This window comes from Brevibacterium sp. CBA3109 (genome assembly GCF_040256645.1).
Taxonomy (GTDB): domain Bacteria; phylum Actinomycetota; class Actinomycetes; order Actinomycetales; family Brevibacteriaceae; genus Brevibacterium; species Brevibacterium koreense.
In genome coordinates, this window is the sequence record NZ_CP158281.1 from 959,626 (window position 1) to 979,643 (window position 20,018).

The 20,018-nt window shown below is 63.8% G+C and carries 18 protein-coding genes; 10 read left to right on the forward strand and 8 right to left on the reverse strand.

The features are described 5' to 3' along the window. Positions 1–6 precede the first annotated feature (6 nt). From hemL to ccsB, 6 genes are all read left to right on the forward strand, one after another. A complete protein-coding gene (gene hemL, locus AAFP32_RS04360; RefSeq protein ID WP_350270792.1) occupies positions 7–1,344 on the forward strand; it encodes a glutamate-1-semialdehyde 2,1-aminomutase in 1,338 nt (445 codons plus the stop codon). Then, on the forward strand, positions 1,344–1,985 hold the full coding sequence (locus AAFP32_RS04365; protein ID WP_101619490.1) for a histidine phosphatase family protein: 642 nt from the start codon (positions 1,344–1,346) through the stop codon (positions 1,983–1,985). The genes hemL and AAFP32_RS04365 overlap by 1 nt, the downstream gene beginning before the upstream one ends. Next, the gene (locus AAFP32_RS04370; protein WP_101644062.1) at positions 1,982–2,575 is read left to right on the forward strand and encodes a TlpA family protein disulfide reductase; all 594 of its coding nucleotides are present in this window, start codon (positions 1,982–1,984) and stop codon (positions 2,573–2,575) included. Before AAFP32_RS04365 ends, AAFP32_RS04370 begins: the two co-directional genes overlap by 4 nt. A gap of 5 nt (positions 2,576–2,580) precedes the next feature. Next, a complete protein-coding gene (locus AAFP32_RS04375) occupies positions 2,581–3,336 on the forward strand; it encodes a cytochrome c biogenesis CcdA family protein (RefSeq protein WP_101619564.1) in 756 nt (251 codons plus the stop codon). A 101-nt stretch (positions 3,337–3,437) separates the two neighbouring features. After that, positions 3,438–5,000 (forward strand): cytochrome c biogenesis protein ResB, encoded by a 1,563-nt coding sequence (gene resB, locus AAFP32_RS04380; protein WP_350270793.1) that lies wholly within the window; start codon positions 3,438–3,440, stop codon positions 4,998–5,000. Between the two features lie 157 nt (positions 5,001–5,157). After that, complete coding sequence (gene ccsB, locus AAFP32_RS04385) at positions 5,158–6,165, forward strand: c-type cytochrome biogenesis protein CcsB (RefSeq protein WP_350270794.1); 1,008 nt, start codon at positions 5,158–5,160, stop codon at positions 6,163–6,165. Between the two features lie 512 nt (positions 6,166–6,677). On the opposite strand, the gene AAFP32_RS04390 is transcribed toward ccsB, so the two are convergent. Continuing rightward, entirely contained in the window at positions 6,678–7,115 is a 438-nt protein-coding gene (locus AAFP32_RS04390; protein ID WP_350270795.1) for a PLD nuclease N-terminal domain-containing protein, read from the reverse strand. Between the two features lie 84 nt (positions 7,116–7,199). Between AAFP32_RS04390 and AAFP32_RS04395 the strand changes: the two genes are divergently transcribed. After that, positions 7,200–7,481, forward strand: a complete 282-nt coding sequence (locus tag AAFP32_RS04395) for a DUF4229 domain-containing protein (RefSeq protein WP_101619494.1) — start codon at positions 7,200–7,202, stop codon at positions 7,479–7,481. A gap of 6 nt (positions 7,482–7,487) precedes the next feature. Here AAFP32_RS04395 and AAFP32_RS04400 read toward each other — a convergent pair whose 3' ends face one another. The 3 genes from AAFP32_RS04400 to AAFP32_RS04410 are packed head-to-tail and all read right to left on the reverse strand — an operon-like array spanning position 7,488 to position 10,649. Beyond that, entirely contained in the window at positions 7,488–8,420 is a 933-nt protein-coding gene (locus AAFP32_RS04400) for a 1,4-dihydroxy-2-naphthoate polyprenyltransferase (protein ID WP_350270796.1), read from the reverse strand. Between the two features lie 53 nt (positions 8,421–8,473). After that, positions 8,474–9,718, reverse strand: a complete 1,245-nt coding sequence (locus tag AAFP32_RS04405; RefSeq protein WP_350270797.1) for an AMP-binding protein — start codon at positions 9,716–9,718, stop codon at positions 8,474–8,476. A gap of 13 nt (positions 9,719–9,731) precedes the next feature. Continuing rightward, the gene (locus AAFP32_RS04410) at positions 9,732–10,649 is read right to left on the reverse strand and encodes a 1,4-dihydroxy-2-naphthoyl-CoA synthase (protein ID WP_350270798.1); all 918 of its coding nucleotides are present in this window, start codon (positions 10,647–10,649) and stop codon (positions 9,732–9,734) included. 44 nt (positions 10,650–10,693) lie between these two features. Here AAFP32_RS04410 and AAFP32_RS04415 point away from each other — a divergent pair, with 44 nt between their 5' ends. Further along, positions 10,694–11,803 carry an o-succinylbenzoate synthase gene (locus AAFP32_RS04415; protein WP_350270799.1) on the forward strand — a complete coding sequence of 370 codons (1,110 nt, stop codon included), beginning with the start codon at positions 10,694–10,696 and terminating at the stop codon, positions 11,801–11,803. Between the two features lie 20 nt (positions 11,804–11,823). Here AAFP32_RS04415 and AAFP32_RS04420 read toward each other — a convergent pair whose 3' ends face one another. Both AAFP32_RS04420 and AAFP32_RS04425 read right to left on the reverse strand, forming a co-directional pair. Continuing rightward, complete coding sequence (locus AAFP32_RS04420; RefSeq protein WP_350270800.1) at positions 11,824–12,537, reverse strand: hypothetical protein; 714 nt, start codon at positions 12,535–12,537, stop codon at positions 11,824–11,826. Between the two features lie 16 nt (positions 12,538–12,553). Beyond that, on the reverse strand, positions 12,554–14,122 hold the full coding sequence (locus tag AAFP32_RS04425; protein WP_350270801.1) for an alpha/beta hydrolase family protein: 1,569 nt from the start codon (positions 14,120–14,122) through the stop codon (positions 12,554–12,556). A gap of 59 nt (positions 14,123–14,181) precedes the next feature. Between AAFP32_RS04425 and AAFP32_RS04430 the strand changes: the two genes are divergently transcribed. Next, a complete protein-coding gene (locus AAFP32_RS04430; RefSeq protein WP_350270802.1) occupies positions 14,182–16,125 on the forward strand; it encodes a thiamine pyrophosphate-binding protein in 1,944 nt (647 codons plus the stop codon). A 91-nt stretch (positions 16,126–16,216) separates the two neighbouring features. Here AAFP32_RS04430 and AAFP32_RS04435 read toward each other — a convergent pair whose 3' ends face one another. Next, entirely contained in the window at positions 16,217–17,644 is a 1,428-nt protein-coding gene (locus tag AAFP32_RS04435; protein ID WP_350270803.1) for an HNH endonuclease, read from the reverse strand. Positions 17,645–17,799: 155 nt separating this feature from the next. Further along, entirely contained in the window at positions 17,800–19,164 is a 1,365-nt protein-coding gene (locus tag AAFP32_RS04440; protein ID WP_350270804.1) for an isochorismate synthase, read from the reverse strand. A 148-nt stretch (positions 19,165–19,312) separates the two neighbouring features. Between AAFP32_RS04440 and AAFP32_RS04445 the strand changes: the two genes are divergently transcribed. Further along, positions 19,313–20,017, forward strand: coding sequence for a demethylmenaquinone methyltransferase (locus AAFP32_RS04445; RefSeq protein ID WP_350270805.1), 705 nt, complete (start codon positions 19,313–19,315; stop codon positions 20,015–20,017). Position 20,018 lies beyond the last annotated feature (1 nt).

The window sequence follows — 20,018 nt, forward strand, 5'->3', positions numbered from 1 at the left end:
GAACCCATGAAACAAGAGACTGCGAAGTCGGCCGCGCTGTTCGAGCGCGCCGAACACGTCATCCCCGGTGGAGTGAACTCACCGGTGCGGGCCTTCAAGGCCGTCGGAGGCACCCCGCGCTTCATCACCTCGGCGACCGGAGCATGGCTGCGCGACGCCGACGGCAATGACTACATCGACCTCATCGGCTCGTGGGGCCCCATGATCATGGGCCATTCCCGCCCCGAGGTGGTCGCCGCTGTGCAGGAAGCCGCAGTCAAGGGGTTCTCCTTCGGCACCCCGTCGACCGGTGAAGTCGAACTCGCCGAGGAGATCGTCGCCCGCGTCGACCCCGTCGAACAGGTCCGGCTCGTGTCCTCGGGCACCGAGGCGACCATGAGCGCCATCCGACTGGCCCGCGGATACACGGGCCGGGCGAAGATCGTGAAGTTCGCCGGCTGCTACCACGGGCACGTCGACGCGCTTCTGGCCCAAGCCGGATCCGGTCTGGCCACCTTCTCCCTGCCCGACACCCCGGGCGTAACCGGTGCTCAGGCGTCGGACACGATCGTCGTCGACTACAACGACACGGCCGGCCTGGAGGCCGTCTTCGCCGAACACGGTGATGAGATCGCCTGCGTCATCACAGAGGCCAGTCCAGGAAACATGGGCGTCGTGCCTCCTCGTGATGGCTTCACCAACACCATCCGTCGTTTGACCAAGGCCCACGGTGCGCTGATGGTCAGCGACGAGGTGATGACCGGCTTCCGCGTCTCTGCAGCAGGCTGGTACGGCTTCGACTCCGAATCACTCGGCTACCCGGACGGGCCTGCCGACCTGTTCACCTTCGGCAAGGTCATGGGCGGCGGCTTCCCCGCCGCGGCCTTCGGCGGACGCGCCGACGTGATGGAGCATCTGGCACCGACAGGCCCGGTCTACCAGGCGGGAACCCTGTCCGGAAACCCGGTGGCCACCGCCGCCGGCCTGACCACATTGAAGCTGACAACCGAACTCGACGTGTACTCACACATCTCGCGCGCCGCGGACATCCTGCGGCCCGCAGTCGCTGCGAGCCTGGAGGCCGAAGGCGTCGAACACACCATTCAGTCGGCGAACTCGATGTTCTCTGTCTTCTTCACCGACCGTGAGGTCATCAACTACGACGGCGCTCGGATGCAGAACGTCGAGCGCTACTCCGCGTTCTTCAACGCCATGCTCGACCAGGGCATCCACATGCCGCCGAGTGCGTTCGAAGCCTGGTTCCTCTCCTACGCCCACACCGATGAGATCCTCGATCGGATCATCACAGCACTGCCTGCCGCGGCCAAGGCCGCAGCTGACGTACCGAACACGCAGGGGAACTGATGGCGAGGATCCACCTGGTCAGGCACGGGGAGGTCGATAACCCCGAGGGCATCCTCTACGGGCGGCTGCCGAACTTCGGGCTCACCGAACGCGGACATGAGATGGCCCGACGCGTCGGCGAACACTTCGCCACAGCCTCGGCGCCCCCGGTGGAGCTCGTGTGCTCCCCGCTGCTGCGGGCCCAACAGACGATCACACCGCTGCGCCAACGACTCGAGCTGCCAGTCTTCACCGACGACCGCGTGATCGAAGCCGCGAACTTCTTCGAAGGCCAGCAGGTCAACGCCCGCAGACTGAGCGAACCACGCAATCTGCTGCGGCTGTACAACCCGCTGACACCGTCCTGGGGTGAGCCCTACCGGCAGATCGTGCTGCGGATGCAGGCGGCCATGGCCAGCCTGCGCGCCAAACTCGCCAAACACGGGCCCGAGGCTGAGGGAGTCATCGTCTCCCATCAGCTGCCGATCTGGATGACACGCCGGGCGGGGGAGCAGCGCTCACTCGTCCACGACCCTAGGAAACGGGAATGTGACCTGGCATCTATCACCAGTTTCACATTCGAATCGTCCACACTTGTATCCGTGAGTTACGAGAGCATCTGTGCAGATCTGCAGCCCGGGCAAGCGGTGGCGGGGGCATGAATGCCCGCAACCCGATGAACCGTCGCACCGTCCTGACCGGACTGGTCGCCGGCACGGCTCTGGTGCTCAGCGCCTGCAGCGAAAATGACAAATTGGCTGATCAGGCCGGATCCGATCAAGGGTATGTGTCCGGATCCGGTGTCGTGTCACAGGTGGCCCGGGACAAGCGCGGCGAACCTCTGGAGCTGAACTTCGAGACCCTCGACGGGAAATCGATGTCATTGGCCGACATCCGGCCCACCCCGGTTGTCATCAACCTCTGGTACGCGGCCTGCCCGCCCTGCCGGAAGGAAGCTCCGGCATTGAAGTCCCTGGCCGAGGGATTCGGCGATGACGTCCAGTTTCTCGGCGTCAACGTCCGCGACCAGGAAGCCGCCGCCAACGCCTTCGTCTCGAACTACCAGATTCCCTACGCGAACATGCTCGACACCAACGGCGACATGGTGGCTCTGCTCTCGGGAGTCCTCCCGCCGCAGGCCACCCCCTCCACGGTTGTCCTCGATGCGAAGGGTCGCGCCGCGGCCCGAATCGTGGGAGAGGTCGATGAGTCGACGCTCAAAGGACTCATCGAGGACGTGCAGGCGGAGTGAGTGGAATCGGGGCGGACTTCGCCCAAACGGTTCTCGACGGGCCGCTGCTTCTGGCCGCCGGCGCGGCCGCACTGGCCGGTCTCGTCTCCTTCGTCTCGCCCTGCGTGCTGCCATTGGTCCCCGGCTACGTCGGCTATGTCACCGGGCTGAGCGGATCCTCCCTCAAGGACAAGGAAACCTGGCGGGTCGTCGTTGGAATCACCCTATTCGTCCTCGGGTTCACCGTCGTCTTCGTCCTGCTGGGGACCGGGTTCTCGGCCCTGGGGGCGCTGTTCTCACAGTGGCAGGGCCTGCTCATCAGGATCCTGGGCGTCGTCGTCATCATCGCCGGCTTCGTCTTCATGGGCGGTTTCGGTCTGCTCCAGACCGAGCACCGGATCCGGGCACGACCCAAGGCCGGACTTTGGGGTGCGCCGGTACTCGGTGCCACCTTCGCCCTCGGTTGGGCTCCCTGCGTGGGCCCGACGCTGTCGGCAGTTCTGTCGATGTCGGTGAGCTTCGGCGGAGACGGAACCATCTGGCGCGGAGCACTGCTGGCCTTTGTCTACTGCCTTGGCCTGGGCGTTCCGTTCATCATCCTGGCAGTGGCGATCCACAAGGGCGCCGGTCGCCTGACCTGGGTGCGCAGACACCAGACGGCGATCGTCCGTGCCGGCGGCATCGTGCTCATTGTGTTGGGCGTTCTCATGGCCTCGGGGCTGTGGAACGTATGGATGACCTCTCTGCAGGGTCTGATCTATGATTTCGAAGTGGTGATCTAGTGGCGAAGAAGACCGCCGACAAGCACGCTGGGAGCAGCAAGCACGCTGGGAGCAGCAAGCACGCTGGGAGCAGCAAGCACGCTGGGAGCAGCAAACTTGCTGTGACGCAGCCGCAGCTGGGATTCATCGGCATGTGCCGGTGGGCGTGGCGTCAGCTGACGACGATGCGGGTGGCACTGATCCTCCTCCTCGTCCTCGCCCTGGCAGCGATCCCGGGCTCCCTGCTGCCGCAGCGCATTCAGGATCCGGGCCGGGTCAACACGTTCCTCGAATCCAATGGTGCGTGGGGCCAGTTCCTCGATCGCATACAGATGTTCGACGTGTACTCCTCGATCTGGTTCTCCGCGATCTACCTTCTGCTCATGATCTCGCTGATCGGCTGCGTGATCCCACGCTCGGCCCAGCATTGGAAGGCCATGCGTTCGGCCCCACCCAAGGCGCCGAGGCGGTTGGGTCGGATGCCCGGATACGAAACCTTCACCTCGGCGACCGGATCAGCCGAAACACGTGAGGCCGCAGATCAGGATTTCCTCGATGCTGCTCAGGCCCGGCTGAAGAAGCTCGGCTACCGGACCGTGCGCAACCAGGATCATGTGTCTGCCGAACGCGGCTATCTGCGTGAGACCGGCAACCTGGTCTTCCACATCGCCCTCCTCGTCGCGACTCTGACGATGGCGATCGGTTCCCTGTTCGGCTATCAGGGCCAGCGGATCCTCGTCGAGGGCGACACCTTCACGAACTCCCTGGTGGCCTACGACTCCTTCGAGCCAGGCTCCTATTACAACGCGGACAATCTGTCGGACTTCCGACTCAGGCTCGATGACTTCGAGGCCGTCTTCGACGATCAGGCCCCAGGCAGCCAGTTCGGTCAGCCCAGGACCTTCGACGCGAAGGTCACGGCCACCGCCGGCGGGAAGAGTCAGCAGCACACACTGCGCGTCAACGAACCCGTGCGCGTGAACGGCACCGGCGTGTACCTGACCGGAAACGGGTATGCCCCGGAGGTCACGGTCAAGGACGCCAAGGGGCAGGTCGTACAGTCCGGGCCGCAGGTGTTCATCCCCGATGGTGGAGACCCGGGATACACCTCGGAGGGTGTCATCAAGGTCCCCGATTCCGCCGGAACCCAGCTGGGCTTCGTCGGTGTCTTCCTGCCGACCGCGACTCAGAACGAGAACGGCGAACTGGTCTCGAGCTTCGCCGGTCTGCGCAACCCCTACCTCGTGATGAGCGGCTACACCGGTGACCTGGGCCTCGACGACGGAACTCCGCAGTCGGTGTACACGATCGATGCCGAGAACATGACGGAGATGACCGATGCCACGGGCAATCCTCTGCTCATACAACTCGCCGAGGGTGAGACACAGGAGCTGCCTGACGGCGGTTCGGTGACCTTCGACGGAGTCAAACGCTACATCGCCGTCGATATCTCCCAGGACCCGACACAGGGACTGATGCTTGTCAGCGCGATCGCCGTGCTGTTGGGATTGGGTCTGTCCCTGTTCATCCCACGCCGACGCATGTGGGTACGTATCAAGGACGGTCAGGCCGAAGTTGCGGCTCTGGCCCGCGGTGAGGACCAGATGGTCGAACGGGCGGCGAAGGACCTGGCGAAGGACCTCGCCGACGATCCTGCTGATGATCCTGACGATCGGAATGTATAGGCTCGAACTGCACAGGCCCGGAATGCCGGGGGAGACGAATGATTCGCTTTAGGTACTACGCGGAGTAGAATTGTCGCGGGTCGGCACCGACACGGGTGGCCCGACTACAGCAACACCCACAACGCAATGGAAGAGCACCGTAAGGTGCGGAGGATGTATGGACGTCAACACTGACCTCGCAATGTGGTCGAACCAGCTCATCATCTCGGCGATGGTCGTCTACGCCGTCGCAATGATCTTCTATGCTTTCGACCTGTTCGGCGGGCGCGAACTCAAACAGACCGAAGCCGGCGTGAGGAACTTCGCCAAACCTTCGAATGTGCGACGCACGAACAGGAAGGCCACCACGGCACTTCTCGACCCGCCAGAGACCGAGGCTTCGGCCGAGATCACGACCGGCTCAGGCAGGGAAAAGCCTCGGCGTGGGGCGCGGATCGGCACCTCGCTCCTCGTTCTCGCCGGCCTCCTCCATGTGGCCGCTGTGCTCACCCGCGCGCTGTCTGTGATGCGTGTGCCCTGGGGCAACATGATGGAGTACGTCCTCACCGCCACTGCGATCACCGTCATCATCTTCCTCATCGTCAACGTGAAGAAGGACATCCGCTACCTGGGAACCATCGTGGCCGGGGGAGTGCTCCTGTGCTTGGGATTGGCCATCACCGTCTTCTACACACCAGCTGCGAAGGTCATTCCGGCACTGGATTCGTACTGGATCGCCATCCACGTGCCCATCGCAATCCTGTCGACCTCGCTGCTCTACATCTCCGCAATCCTGGCCGTATTCCAGCTCCTCAAGAACGCACATGAGATCAAGGACCCGAAGCGGCTGCGGTTCATGCGCCGCATGCCCTCCAGCATCGACCTGGAACGGTTCTCCTACACGATCGCCGCAGTCGGATTCATCACGTGGACGTTCACCCTCATCGCCGGCGCCATCTGGGCCGAGGTGGCCTGGAGCCGCTACTGGGGCTGGGACTCGAAGGAGATCTGGACGTTCGTCGTCTGGGTCATCTACGCCGCATACCTGCATGCCCGCGCCACACGTGGCTGGGGACCGACTAAGGTCGCCGTGCTCAACCTCGTCGGCATCGCCACCGTGATCTTCAACTTCACCGTCGTCAACATGTACTTCAACGGCTTGCACTCGTACTCGGGACTCGGCTGATCTGCAGCCAGGGCTGAGTGGCGCGCCTGCACGGCGGTCACGGCTGTACAGCGGTGACCGGGAACGGTTTGAGAGGCGTTATCTCAGCCCTGCCGGGACGATAAGTCCTCGACCGCGTTCGGTGGGCAATCTCTGTCCCGGACTCGTGCGATGAACGTGCCATCTGTCGACGGCAGAGCCGAGGCAGATCACGCCGGAGCTCCGAGGCAGATCACGTCGGAGTTCGATGGTCTATCGCTGATCTGCGGTCGATGCGCCCATTCAGGGGCGATGCGCCTAATCAAGACCTTCTGCGGTCTGCAAGGGCCTTGAGCGGCCGGCAACGGCGGTGTGCAACTGCTGTGCGCAACGGCGGTGTGCAACTGCTGTGCGCAGTCAAGAGGATCTCGACGAGGGTGTGAGGCTCAGGACATCAGCCTGAGAGCAGGGCCTCCTAGGGCGCTGGAGGGCTTGCTCAGCGCTCCGCCAGGGCCGGTGCGCTCCGCCGGGGCCAGTGCGGGGCAAAGCAAAGTTCAGTTCGAGTGGCCGCGGCCATCGCCGGAGGGACCGCCGGGACCGTTATCGTCGGTGTCGGCGGAATGTGTGTTGGAATCGGTGGAGGCATCATCACCGATGTCGTCTGCATCGGGAGTCTTGTCCTCTGGCTTCTGCGCCTCGGGAGCGTGCTTTCCGAACTTGACGTCGCGATCGACCTTCCGCAGGTAGTCGTCGTCATCGTCTGGGGCACTGGGGCCGCGACGACGAGGTGCGGCTGTGGGCTTGTCCTCAGTTCCGCGGCCGAAGAGGTGCCAAAGAACGAAGCCGATCACGGGGATGAACAGGATGATGATCGCCCAGACAGGTTTGGGCAGGACTCGGATCAGACCACGATCGCGCAAAAGGCAATCGAAGAGTCCGTACAATGTGACTGCTGCCGCAAGTACGATCGCGGCAATGAGTATTCGAGCCATACAACCAGGATAGTCCACTAAGCTGAACACACGCCCACATGGGCGGTGATGAATCACTGATGTGGACGGACTAAAATAGGCCCAATGCGCAACTTCTGGATCTATACTTTGGCTCGTCTGGGCATCATCGTCGCCGTTGGGCTGATTCTGCAGCCATTCCTCGGATTCAACCTTGTGATGGCGATGGCTGCAATCATCGTCGGCGCGATCCTCAGCTACCTCTTTCTGGGCGGCATGCGCGCTAAGGTGGCAGACGACATCGAGAAACGGGTGGCGAAGCGGGCCAAGACCCCTCACCGGAAGAGCGCCGACGAGGATGCAGAAGACAAGATCGTCGACGACGAAGACGTCGACGACGAGGGCTGAACCAGACTAGAGAGCCAGTCCCAGTCCCATCAGGGCGGCGAAGGCCAGAGCGGTGAGACCCGTCGACTTGATCGGCGGGATCAGCCCGGGGCCTGTGGTTCCACGCATCACGGTCTTCAACGGGTTGAGCGCGAGCACCAGTGCGAGGATGGCCAGCGCTACGGCCGGATGCCCATCGAGGATGGGCAGTACCAGCAGGACGAAGGGTACGAGTACGAGGCTTGCATACGCGATCCGTGACCGGTTGTCCCCGAGGCGAACGGCCAGAGTGATCTTGTCGGCCTCGATGTCGGTCGGGATGTCGCGCAGGTTGTTGACCATGAGCACCGCCGAGGCGAGTGAACCGATGGCGATCGCACCGGCCCAGCCGCTGAGGCTGAGTCCGCCGACCTGCATCCACATCGTGCCCAGCGTGGCCACCAGGCCGAAGAAGACGAAGACGAAGACTTCGCCCAGCCCCATGTACCCGTAGGGTTTCCGGCCGCCCGTATAGAACCAGGCAGCCGCCACAGCGGCGGCGCCGACGATGAGGAACCACCACGCCTGTGAGATGAGGACGAGGACGATTCCTGCCACTCCCGCGATACCGAAGAACAGCAACGCTGCACGTTTGACCGTGCTCGGCTCGGCGAGGCCGGCGGCCGTGAGTCGGACGGGACCGACGCGTACATCGTCGGTGCCGCGGACGCCGTCGGAGTAGTCATTGGCGAAGTTCGACCCGATCTGCAGGCAGAGCGAGACGATGAGGGCAAGCGCCGCCCGGAGAAAGATCTGCGGCAGCGAATGGTCGTGGCCGTTGCGCGTGTAGTCGTCGATGATGAATGAGGTGAAGCCGCCGACGGAGCCGATTGCGGCGCCGGTTCCGATGAGAACGGGGGCAACAGCCAGTGGCAATGTTCGTAGTCGGGCTCCGGAGATCCACTGCGCGGCAGTTGCCATTGGGCGCGATACCTTCCTCATGAAAATTTGAACCGTCTCATATTAGCGATTGTTCACTCATTAGGGTATTCGGGCGTTGGGGCTCCGTGGATCTTTGTCTCGGCCAGCTTCGCCGCAACCCGGGCCGCAGCCTGTCGGTCGGGTTTGCCGATCGAACGTTTGGGGATCTCAGCAACAGGAAAAACCAGCCGAGGCAGAAGCTGGTCGTGCATTCCATGGGCGAGCCCGTCCAGACAGCGCGCGAACTCATACGGTGAACCCATCGATTCAGCCACGGGCTTGGGCACCTGATCATCAATGCGGACGAGGGCGACAAGCAGTTTGCCCCACTCATCATCGGGCACCCAGGTCACGAGCACCTCGGCGATCCCGTGGTGCTGCCAGGTGGGCAGCAGTCCGGTCTCGAGGGCATGAGGCGAGACGTTCGTGCCTCCGGAGACGATGATGTCGTCGGAGCGACCGAGCACCGTGAGCACCCCTTCGTCGATCCGACCCAGATCGCTCGTGTGCATGGTCCGTGCACCGTCATCGTCGGTGGTCAGGCCCGGGGTGTCGACGGGGGCGATGTGGCCCTCAGCGGTGATTTCGACGTAGGAATCGGCCACGACGCGACCTCGCAGGTCGATCGTCGAGGACTCGGTGATTGTGATCTCCACACCGTCGAAGGGAACCCCGTTGTACACGCATCCACCTGCGGTTTCGCTCATCCCGTAGGTGCGCACTATGTGTAGGCCTCGACCGGCGGCGCGCTCAAGCAGGACGGGTGAGATCGCGGATCCGCCGAGGAGCATGGCGTCGAACTTCGTCGCGGTGAGTGTGGCCCGTTCGTTGGCAAGGATCCGGTGTAGTTGGGTGGGCACCAGGGAGGTGTAGGTCGGCCGTTGCCCGGAGTGTGCGAACAGGTGTTCAGCCTCGTCGGCGAAGGCCTCGGCGGTGAATGTCGCCGAGGTGGTCCTGATCGGCTCCCGTCCCGCGAGCCGGGCGCGAAGCTCCACCTGGAATCCCGCAATGTGGTTGATGGGCAGACTCAGGAGCCAATCGCCGGGACCGGCCAGGAACCGCTCGGTTGCACGCGCCGAGGTGGTCAGGGCCTCGGCGGACAGGGCGACGGCCTTGGCCGTGCCTGTGGAACCAGAGGTGAAGAGCACCAGCGCCGGCGCCCGGCCGGAACCCGCCCACTGACTGTGAGCCACCTCGGTGACGGCAGCATCACGGGTGCGGGGCAGGATGAGGATCGACCGGCCGTCCAGGGCGCGATCAATCGCGCTGGGCAGATCCTCAACGGACTGTGCGTTCATGGAGTCGAGGCGCTCAGTAGTACCAGGGGTAGGGGGACCAGTCGGGGTCGCGCTTTTCCAGGAAGGAGTCACGGCCCTCGACGGCCTCGTCGGTCATATACCCCAGACGGGTGGCCTCACCTGCGAAGACCTGCTGGCCCATGAGACCGTCATCGACGAGGTTGAATGCGAATTTCAGCATCCGCTGGGCGTTGGGGGACTTGCCGAGGATCTCCTTGGCCATGGTCAGGGCCGCGGTCTCAAGGTCCTCGTGGTCGACGACCTCGTTGACGGCGCCCATGTCTGCCATGTCCTGAGCCGAGTAGGTGCGGCCGAGGAAGAAGATTTCGCGGGCCTTCTTCTGTCCTACCATCTTCGCCAGGTAGGCGGAGCCATAGCCGGCGTCATAGGAGCCGACATCGGCATCGGTCTGTTTGAACTTTGCGTGCTGGCGGGAGGCGATGGTGATGTCGCAGACGACGTGGAGGCTGTGGCCGCCGCCGGCCGCCCAGCCTGGGACGACGGCGATGACGACCTTGGGCATGGTGCGGATGAGTCGTTGGACCTCGAGGATGTGGAGGCGACCGGCACGGGCCGGGTCCACGGACTCGCGGGTCTCACCGGAGGCGTACTGGTAGCCCGAACGACCGCGGATGCGCTGGTCGCCGCCGGAGCAGAAGGCCCAGCCGCCGTCGCGTGAACTGGGGCCGTTGCCCGTGAGCAGCACCGCGCCGACGTCCGAGGTCTGGCGGGCGTGGTCGAGGGCTCGGAAGAGCTCGTCGACTGTGTGGGGGCGGAAGGCATTGCGGATATCGGGACGGTCGAAGGCGATGCGCACGCATCCCAGGTCGCTGCCGTCGGGTTTGACCGCGCGGTGGTAGGTGATGTCGGTGAAGTCGAATCCGGAGACTTCACGCCACTGGGAGGGGTCAAAGATTTCAGAAACCGTCATGGCCCCAAGCCTATCGTCTGTCGTCTGAGAGCTAGAGTTGCTCCATGGCTGAAATGGAGCAGATCCCCGAGTCGATCGCCGAACTCGTGCCGAATTTCCACGTTCTCAAGCTGCCCATGGTGACCCGATTTCGGTCAATCACCGAGCGTGAGGTCATGCTCTTCGAAGGACCTGATGGGTGGGCGGAATTCTCCCCGTTCACCGAATACGGCGCAGCCGAATCCTCACGGTGGCTGCAGGCCGCACTCGAGTTCGCAGGGCTGTTGCCGGGAGCCGCCGAGCTGGGATCTGCGGGTCTGGACTCTGCTGGCAGCTCCTCGGGTGAGGCAGTCGCCCGATCCGTCACCGTCAACGCGACCCTGCCTGCGTGTGCGACATCCGAAGTCGAGTCGATCCTGGCCCGCTACGGGTCCGTCGGTACGGTCAAGGCGAAGGTGGCCGAACACGGGATCGCTTCCCTGTCCGAGGATCTGGAGCGGCTGCGAGAATTCCGTCGGCTGTCTCCCACAACGACACTGCGACTCGATGCGAATGCTGGGTATACGCTTCCCGAAGCGCTCATCGCCTGTGCTGAGTTCGCGGCTTTTGACCTGCAGTACTTCGAACAGCCCGTCGCGGGCGTTGAGGATATGGCGCGGCTGCGCGAACAGCTGTCCGGACGCGGACTGCCTGTGGTCCTGGCTGCTGATGAGTCGATTCGCAAGGCAGAGGACCCACTACGTGTGGCAGAGCTGGGAGCCGCCGAGGTTGTCATCGTCAAGGTCCAGCCACTGGGTGGCATCACTGCCGCACGTTCGGTCCTCGAAGCCTGCGGTCTGCCCGCTGTGGTGTCTTCTGCCTTGGAATCCTCTGTCGGGCTGGCCGCTGGTGCCCAACTGGCGGCGACACTGCCGCGCACGCAGTTGAGTCGGGAACTCCTCGGTGAGCACCCTGCGTGTGGTCTGGGCACGGGGCGACTGCTCGCCGAAGATGTCGTGAACCCGGATCTGAGCCTGAGCCCTGTCGATGGTCAGATCCCGGTGAGGCGAATCGTCCCGGACCCGCAGCGGCTGGAGAGGCTGGCCGTGGAGCCGGGACGATTCGACTGGTGGTCGACGCGACTGCACGAGTGCTGGAATGCTCTGCGGCCGTCTCTGCCCAGTGCGCGTCACTGACGCGAAAGAACGAGTGGGGTTCAGCCGACGTTGTTGACCGAGGCGACGAATTCCTCGGCGGTCGTGGTCACCACCTGCTCATCTGCTGTGTCGGCGAGGCTGGCGATGGTGACGATGGTGTCGCCGACGCGGCTGGTGACGGTGTCGGAGTTGAGGACCGCCTTCCCTCCAGCATCGATGGCGGCACAGACTCCCACGCTTTCGTCGGCACCGGCGACGGTGACATCAAAGGTCGCATAGGACATGGTCGTCTCCATACTCTGGAACTTGACGGTCACTTCGCTGCACGCCTCGGCGAGCTCGGTTGAGTGCGCCAGCTGTGAACCAGCGGCGGTCTCATCGGCCAGGCTGATGAGTTCCACGCTCATCGTCGAGTCCGAGGACACGCCGGAGAGGGCGGTCCCGTTGCCTGCTTCGGTGGCGTTGGGGGCGGCCATCGAGAATTGCTTGCATTCGGCAGGTTCGTAGTCGGCGGTGTCATCGGCCTTGGCTGCTTCGCTGCCGGAGACCGCACCGACGTCGTGGGTTTTGAACGTCCGGCCGTCGACCTCAGTGGATTCGATGATCTGCTTGAGCTGGTTCACGTCGAGCCGCGTGACCTGCGGAGGCTCCTCCGCAGTGGGCTTGGCGGCGCTGTCCGTTTCCTCTGCCGAACCAGTCTGGGAGTCAGCTCCCGAACAGCCAGTCAGACTCAGTCCGGCGATGAGAGCGACGGCTAAGAATACGGGTTTCATGGGTGACCTCTCGACGTCAGCCTTCAGTTGCAGGTGTGAAGGACACGGTACCGCGAAAGCCTCTATCACCAGAGGTAGTCTCCAAGTGAGAATCCGCATCGGCATGTGCCGTATCCGGCACAGTCGAATCATCCGGTGCCGATGCGATGTGCACCGTCGTGACCTCGGACTGGCCCACCGTCGAGAAATGCTGAGTGCGCTTGCTCGGGATGATCGGGTCGTGCATGGCCGCCGCCAATCGCCCGGTGAACGTCAGCCGCCCCTTCTTGTCGGCGCGCTGCGAATAGTTGCTTGAGCCTGTTGGTCCGCTGACGGAGACGTCGTACCGGCGACCGGGATCGTACAGGCCCGGTGTGCGGACCCGGAAGCTTCCTGTCCCGGTCAGGGAGAATCCGGCTGTGCTCACGGAGCCGAAACACACGATCTGTGCTCTGCGTCGTGAGATCTCAACTCTCCATCCGTGGATGTCGAACAGGGCATGTCCGGTCAGATAGGAGAACTCGCCACCGTCCGCGACACGTGGCTTGCCTCGGCGGATGCTGGAATTGCCACCTCGGTAAGCATCGGGACTGCCGCCTCGGCGCTCGATGCTGCGGTGATCGGAGCTGGCATAGTCGCGCTGACGGCGCAGGGTCTTCAGCCAAGCGCCCAGCTCTCGCTCCCAACTGGTCCAGTTGTGCAGGCCCGTGGTGCGGGGAAACCACGAGTGGCGGATGTCCAGCGCATTCAATCGCGCTGAGAAACGCTCACCCTGCTGGTTGACCATCGTTTCGAGGAGGTCGCGGTCCCTTGACTCTTCGAGACTGCCGGAGCCCGCACTGAGCCACAAGTGCAGGCCGTGCAGGTTCTCCGCGAGGCCGTAGGGGGAGTTGGCGATCCATTCGCTGCGGTCGGTGACGGGATCGCCGAACAGTGTCATCGACTTTGCGCCCTCCCGCATCGCGATGATGTCGAATGCCGGGATCGCTGACAGCGGGTCGAGTGGTGAGGAGAAGGCTGCGGCCCAGCTGTAGCGGTCCGGGTGCCAGGCGGCGTATTTCATCGCCCCGTATCCGCCCATGGACAGTCCCGCCAGGAGTTGGTTCTCTGGTGCGAAGTCTACGGAGAAGTTCTTACGCAGGAATTCCGGGATCTCCTTGGTGTGGAAGGTCGGCCAGTCGTGGACCTCGCGGTCGACCGCTACTCGAGAGTAGGTGCCGGCTCCGGCATCGGGCATGACCACCAGGTAGGGCGAGTCGAGTGTGAGCTCCTCGGCAGACCCGAAGTCCGTCCATGACCGAAAGTCGTCTCCGCTACCGTGGTAGAGGTGGATGACCGGGCTGACCTCCTGCGGGATGCCCGGTAGCAGTACACGCACGCCGACGGTGCGACCGAGTGCGGGGGAGTAGATGAAGAACTCCCGCAGCCGGTTCGAGAGTTTGCGTTTGTCTCGGATGTGCCATTTCCTCGTGTCCTTGCCCTGAGGCTCAGGGCCGAGGAATGAGCTGTTCTGGTCGAGGGCGGGGAAGCGTCCGCTGCGGGAACGGGCGGCGGTCAGCGAACGGATTGCACGCGCCCCAACTGCGATGAGAATCGATCGGCGCATGGGTCAACCGTAGGGAGCCAATGTGAACTGCAGGTGGGTTAGTGGTTGAATATCAGGTGATGTTGAATTCGAGCGCAGTGGCGCAGCAGATTGCCCGTGGGTTGGTCTCGTCCGGAGTCACCGAGGTCGTCATCGCGCCCGGGTCCCGTTCCGCACCGTTGATCTATGCGCTCGCCCCTCTCGCGGAGGCGGGGGTGATCCGTACGCATGTGCGCATCGATGAGCGTGATGCCGGGTTCCTGGCACTGGGTCTGGCGCGGGGTCTGCGCAGTAAGCGGGCCGGCCTGAAGGCTGCCGGTGCCCGCAGTGCCCGCAGTGCTGGCAGTGCTGGCGGTGGCGCTGGCAGTGCTGGCAGTGCTGGCGGTGGCGCTGGTGGCGCTGTAGCCCTGGTGACAACATCGGGTTCGGCGGTGGCCAACCTGCACCCTGCGGTGCTCGAAGCCTCCTACAGTCGTCTTCCGCTCGTTGCGATCACAGCGGATCGTCCCGCCCGACTGCGGGGGACCGGTGCAAATCAGACGATCGACAACCAGTCGCAAGTCCTCAGTGACGTGCGTGCCCGAGTCGATGTGCCAGCCGGAAGCGCCGATGCACATCACCTGCTGGCCGAGGCAGTCGCACACTCGCTGGGCACAGGTACTAGTGAAGCCGGCCCCGTCCAGTTCAACGTGCAATTCGATGTGCCGCTCGTGCCGACGGTGACAGAGCTCGCCGAGTGGAAAGCAACAGTGCAGACGGTGGCAGCAAGGGGAGCGAACGAGGCGTCGACGTCCGCCTTCTCAGGTCTCAACTCGGGGAATGCGCGTGATGGTGCGGGAAATACGCCAGATGCGGCGAGAAGCACCTCGGTCCGAATCTTTCCGGGCACGGTCATCGTCGCCGGAGATGCTGGCGGTCACTCAGCCCAGGCGCTGAAGTCGCTGGCCGAGTCCTACTCAATTCCAGTCCTGGCTGAGCCTTCGAGCCCCCTCGCCTCCGAACTGCGGAATTCGTCTACTGCGGTTCCTGCGCATGCCCGCGTGCTCAGCGAACGAGAGGACCTGCGTACAGCGATCCGCAGCGTGATCGTGCACGGTAAACCGACTCTGACCAGGCCTGTTGCCACACTGCTCGCCGACTCCGAAGTGTTGGTTCAGCGGTTGCCCGATGATGTCGACGCGGTGTCGCTTTCAGTGTCGCTCTCGGCAGCCGATGGTACGGGCGCCAGCGCGAGCAACGGCGACGGGGTTCTCGACGGCGACAGCGCAAGCAACGGCGACAGCGTCGGCGACGGGGCCACTGCCACCGCCGGTGACAGATACTCCCACGCAGGCGAAGACACGACGTGGCGCGACGAGTGGGTAAGCGCTGGCGAGGCGATCGTCGCCGCATCTCGACGTGAACGTGAGGTCGAATCGAAGCCGTCAACAGCACGGGCGGTCACCGAACATCTGGCCGGTCGCAGCATCAACCTGTTTGCCGCGAGTTCCAATACGATCCGCTATCTCAGTGAAGCCACCGATGTGAGAGCGCGCATCCACGCGTCACGAGGGCTGGCCGGCATCGACGGTCTGATCTCGACGGCCACGGGACTCTCCCTTGCCCTCGAAGAACAGGTCGTGCTGGTCATCGGTGACGTTGCAATGCTCCACGACGTGGGCGGCCTGCTCACACCGAGCACTGAAGAGGGCGGGGACGTGCTCATCGTCGTCCTCAACGATGATGGCGGTGCGATCTTCTCCGGGCTCGAACACTCGCAGGATCATGTGGCACCGTATCTCGAAAGATACTTCACGGTCCCTCACGGACGGGACTTCAACGATCTCGCGGCTGCCTACGGGTGGGAGTATTCGCGGGTGGGGCCCCACGACGAGTCCAGATCGCTCAATGACGAGTCCAGTCTGCTCAACGACTTCATCGCAGCGTTTGAGACAACTGCTGGCGGTGTCGACGACGGCAAGGAAACGGACAGCCCGAACACGAAGATGCTCGGTCATCGGATCATCGAAGTGGATCTGACCTGAGCAGTCTGATCTGAGTGCTCGGACAGAACATAGCGACCGAACAGAGGGTCTGAGTAGAGGAACGAGGGTCAGCATCAGCGCCGGTTGTTGTTCAGCCGGTGTCCCTCAGTATCAGCTCCTCGAAGAGTGCTTCTGCCGGGCTCAGCCTGGGGAAGTCGACGACGTCTTCTTTCGTCTCCGGTGTGGGCTCGCCAGGGGTCGTGTTCTTCCTCGGCGGAGGATGACTGAACTTGGTGACGAATGGGGCAGTGGCCGTTTGGTATTCTTCACCGGTGGGGGTGGAGACGGTGAGGTCTTCGACAGTCGCCTCGTGCTTCCACCCGGGATGCTCCTTGGCGTAGTTGCAGGCCGCACACAGTCCGGAGGCGTTGGACCACTGGGTCTTGCCGCCTTCGGCAACAGGATTCGCATGATCGGCGTGCCTGATCGGGGCGTCACACCATGGGGTGCGACACACGTCGTCGCGGAAGACCACCATGCGCCGCAGCAGACCGCCGAATGTTCGTCTGCGCGAGTCCATTCCGACCATCTGCCCTGTCTCCGGCGAAGTGAACATGCGGCGGATGAACGACCGGGCCCGACTCGCAGCTAGGAAGTTCCGCGCTGTCTTCGCGGGCAGTGGCCCATAGCTGGGAATCCAGGCAGGAACCTGCCCGTCTGAGAACAGGCTTTCGGCTTCCATCACGATATGGACCTCAGTGGGCACGTCGGTGGCAGAGTCCTGTCCGGTAAGCCGTTCGACGAAGATATCGGCCATCAGCTGGTTCCGGCTGCGGTCGAAATCCTGACCTTCGATCTTGCGTTCGGTGGCAGCGGCCTCCAGACTCTCATACGCAGCGACCGCCTGCTGCAGAGGCAGAGTGGCGCTGACCATCGCCATACCGTTGGTGAGTGCGCTCACGGACACATGCCGATGCGCACCCGCTGCTTCGGCTCTCTCATGCGCATTGTCTGAGGACACATTGGCTGCCAGTGAGCGCGCCTCGGTGCGCAACCGGCGGCTGCCGGCCACGGCAGCACGGTCTTTGAGTGCTTCGTCGACGAAGAGTCGCTCGTCGGAGGTGAGCCATGCTGTCTCATCGGCGATGATGCGGGCTTTGGCTTCCGAGATGGAACCCTCGGCCAGAGCCTCGTACGTGTGAGGGAGGTCGTTGACGACGGCCTTGGACGTTGAGAGGAACTTCCGCCCAGTCGAGGGTGAGACCCGTTTGGCCAGTGCGATCTCGTTGCCGGCGTACTTTCCCTGTTCGCGTTTGGGTACGTCATTGGCGGCGTCTTCGCGCTGGCGGTGCCTGTGGAAGGCGACGGCCTCACGCGCCTGCGCGGCCGCGGCGGCGGAAGTAAGCTCCTCGAGCGCCCGAATGCGCGTCTGAGCCTCCCATGCATGATCTGCTGGTTCGAGGTCACGCAGAGTCCTGCACCAACGATCAATATCGGTGGTGATGCCCGGAAGTCGAGCCCATGATCCAGTGCCCCGATAATCGGGGTGGTCCGGGTCATCCGAGGGATGCGTGTACATGTGAAGAGACTATGCCGAGCCACTGACACAGACACTGACATGAGACGTCAAAACCTTGACACCATGTCAACGTTGCGAGATCGTATCAGGCGCGAACTGGTGCCGACTAAGGGCACGAGCTGGTACTAGCCCAAGGTCGCGAGACAGTCAGTGTCTTATTCCAACCCCAGCGCACGGCGCATCGGAGCGAGTTTGGCGTCGGTCTCGGCCACCTCGGTGAGGGGATCCGAATCGGGCATGATGCCCGCACCGGCGAACAGACGGATCCGATTGCGGTCCTCGAGTTGTCCGCAGCGCAGTGCGATTCCGAACTGTCCGTTGCCGCGGTCGTCCATCCAGCCCACCGGACCCGAATACCGGCCGCGATCAAGCGGCTCCAGCTCGTCCACATGGGCAACCGCGCTGGCCTGCGGATACCCGCCGACAGCCGCGGTGGGATGCACGGCCGCAGCGATGTCGAGGGCACTGAGGCGCGAGTCCTCTGGCAGGTGGGCCGAAGCATCCGAAGCCGAGTGGATGACGTTGGCCAAAGGCAGCAGGTGCGGCCGCTCGTCGACGCTCACATCATCAGCGACGAGTCCGAGGCTGCGCTGCAGCGAGGCGATCGCGAAGGCGTGTTCGGTGCTGTCCTTGTGCGCGCTCAAAAGCTTCCTGGCAGCGGGCATCTCGGTGGTCGGGTCGTTCTCCACCCGATATGTGCCTGCGAGCACGCGCGAGGTCACGCGGTTGTTCTCGACGCCGATGAGCAGCTCCGGCGTGGAACCGATCAGGCCGGCGACATTGAAGGTCCAGCAGCTGGGGTAGCTGCGGTTGAGTGCACCCAGCACGGATCGGACGTCGATGTCATCGTCGGTGGTGACAAGCTCATCGCGGGCCAGCACGATCTTTCGCAGCGTGGAATCGTCGGCGAAGGCGTCAACCTCGGCGGAATCTCCGACGGGTGTGAGCATGCGCGAGACCGTCGCGACCAGGTTCGCCCAGGTAGCACTGTCGAGGTCACCGGGGGAGGACTTCGCCGAGGTGACGCGGTGCAGCGGCTCGGACTTCAGCACAGGTGGTGTGGGGGCGGCACCCTCGGCGATGATCGATGTCATCCAGACACGACCGCCTCGGCGACCGAGGACGAACTCGGGGACGTGGATGAGGGAGTCGACCTCGGATTCGCCCGAGTAGGCGACGGTGGCGAAGCACATCAGTCCCGAGCCGAGCAGGTCGACCTCGTCCTCGATGGTCGCTGCGCCCGTGATCGCCTTCCATGCCTCGGAGAGCTCGGTGAAACGAGCGCGGCCGCGGGCGCGGATGCGCAACGTGCGGCCGAAGCCGATGAGGCCCGAGGTGTCGCGGACCCAGCAGGAGAACGCCGAGGTGGGCAGGAGCTCCAGCGTCTGCTCGACGGTCGTGGGCAGTCCGGATTCGAAGGGGAATCCGGGCCCCGGTTCGACGTCGTCGACGAAGCGAGAGCGCACGTGCAGGCGCGGGGGTGCGGTGCAGATGTCAGAGGTGGTGAAGGTCGTAGTCATTTCAGTCCCACTCTAGTCGAGAAATTCGCCGTCCCGACGCGATGGCGTGCACCGTGGAGCACTGACTGTGGCCAGTTCCACACTGCCAAGAGCATGGAAACGGGTCCGCAAATTCGCCCCCGGGTTCAGGTGTTGAGAGAATAGTGCCATGAACCGTGCTCAGCTGGACAAGCAGCCCGACGACGTCGCGTCGATGTTCGATGACGTCGCCTCCCGCTACGACCTCACCAACGATGTGCTGACTTTCGGTCTGGCGCGCACCTGGCGCCGGACGGTTGCGCACTCGGTGGCTGCCGGGCCCGGTGAGCGCGTCCTAGATCTCGCAGCCGGAACGGGAACGTCGTCGATGACGTTCACCCATCACGGCGCCGAGGTGGTTGCCGGCGACATCTCGAAGGGCATGCTCGCCGAAGGGCGTCGCAGGCACCCCAAGATCGACTTCATCTACGCCGACGCGATGGACCTTCCGTTCTCCGACGCCAGCTTCGACGTCGTCACCATCTCCTTCGGCATCCGCAACGTCAATGATGTGGATGCCGGACTCTCGGAGATGCTGCGCGTGCTCCGACCCGGTGGCCGTCTCATCATCTGTGAGTTCTCGACACCGACGTTCGCCCCGTTCAGCCTCGTCTACAAGGAATACCTGATGCGGGCACTGCCCGCAGTATCGAAGGCTGTGTCCTCGAACCCCGACGCCTACGTCTACCTGGCTGAATCGATCCGGGCCTGGCCCGACCAGGACGAATTCGCTCAGCAGATCCTCGATGCCGGCTTCGACCAGGTCAAGCATCGCAATCTGACAGGCGGAATCGTCGCCGTCCATCACGCTCTCAAGCCGGGCGCCGAACGCTGAC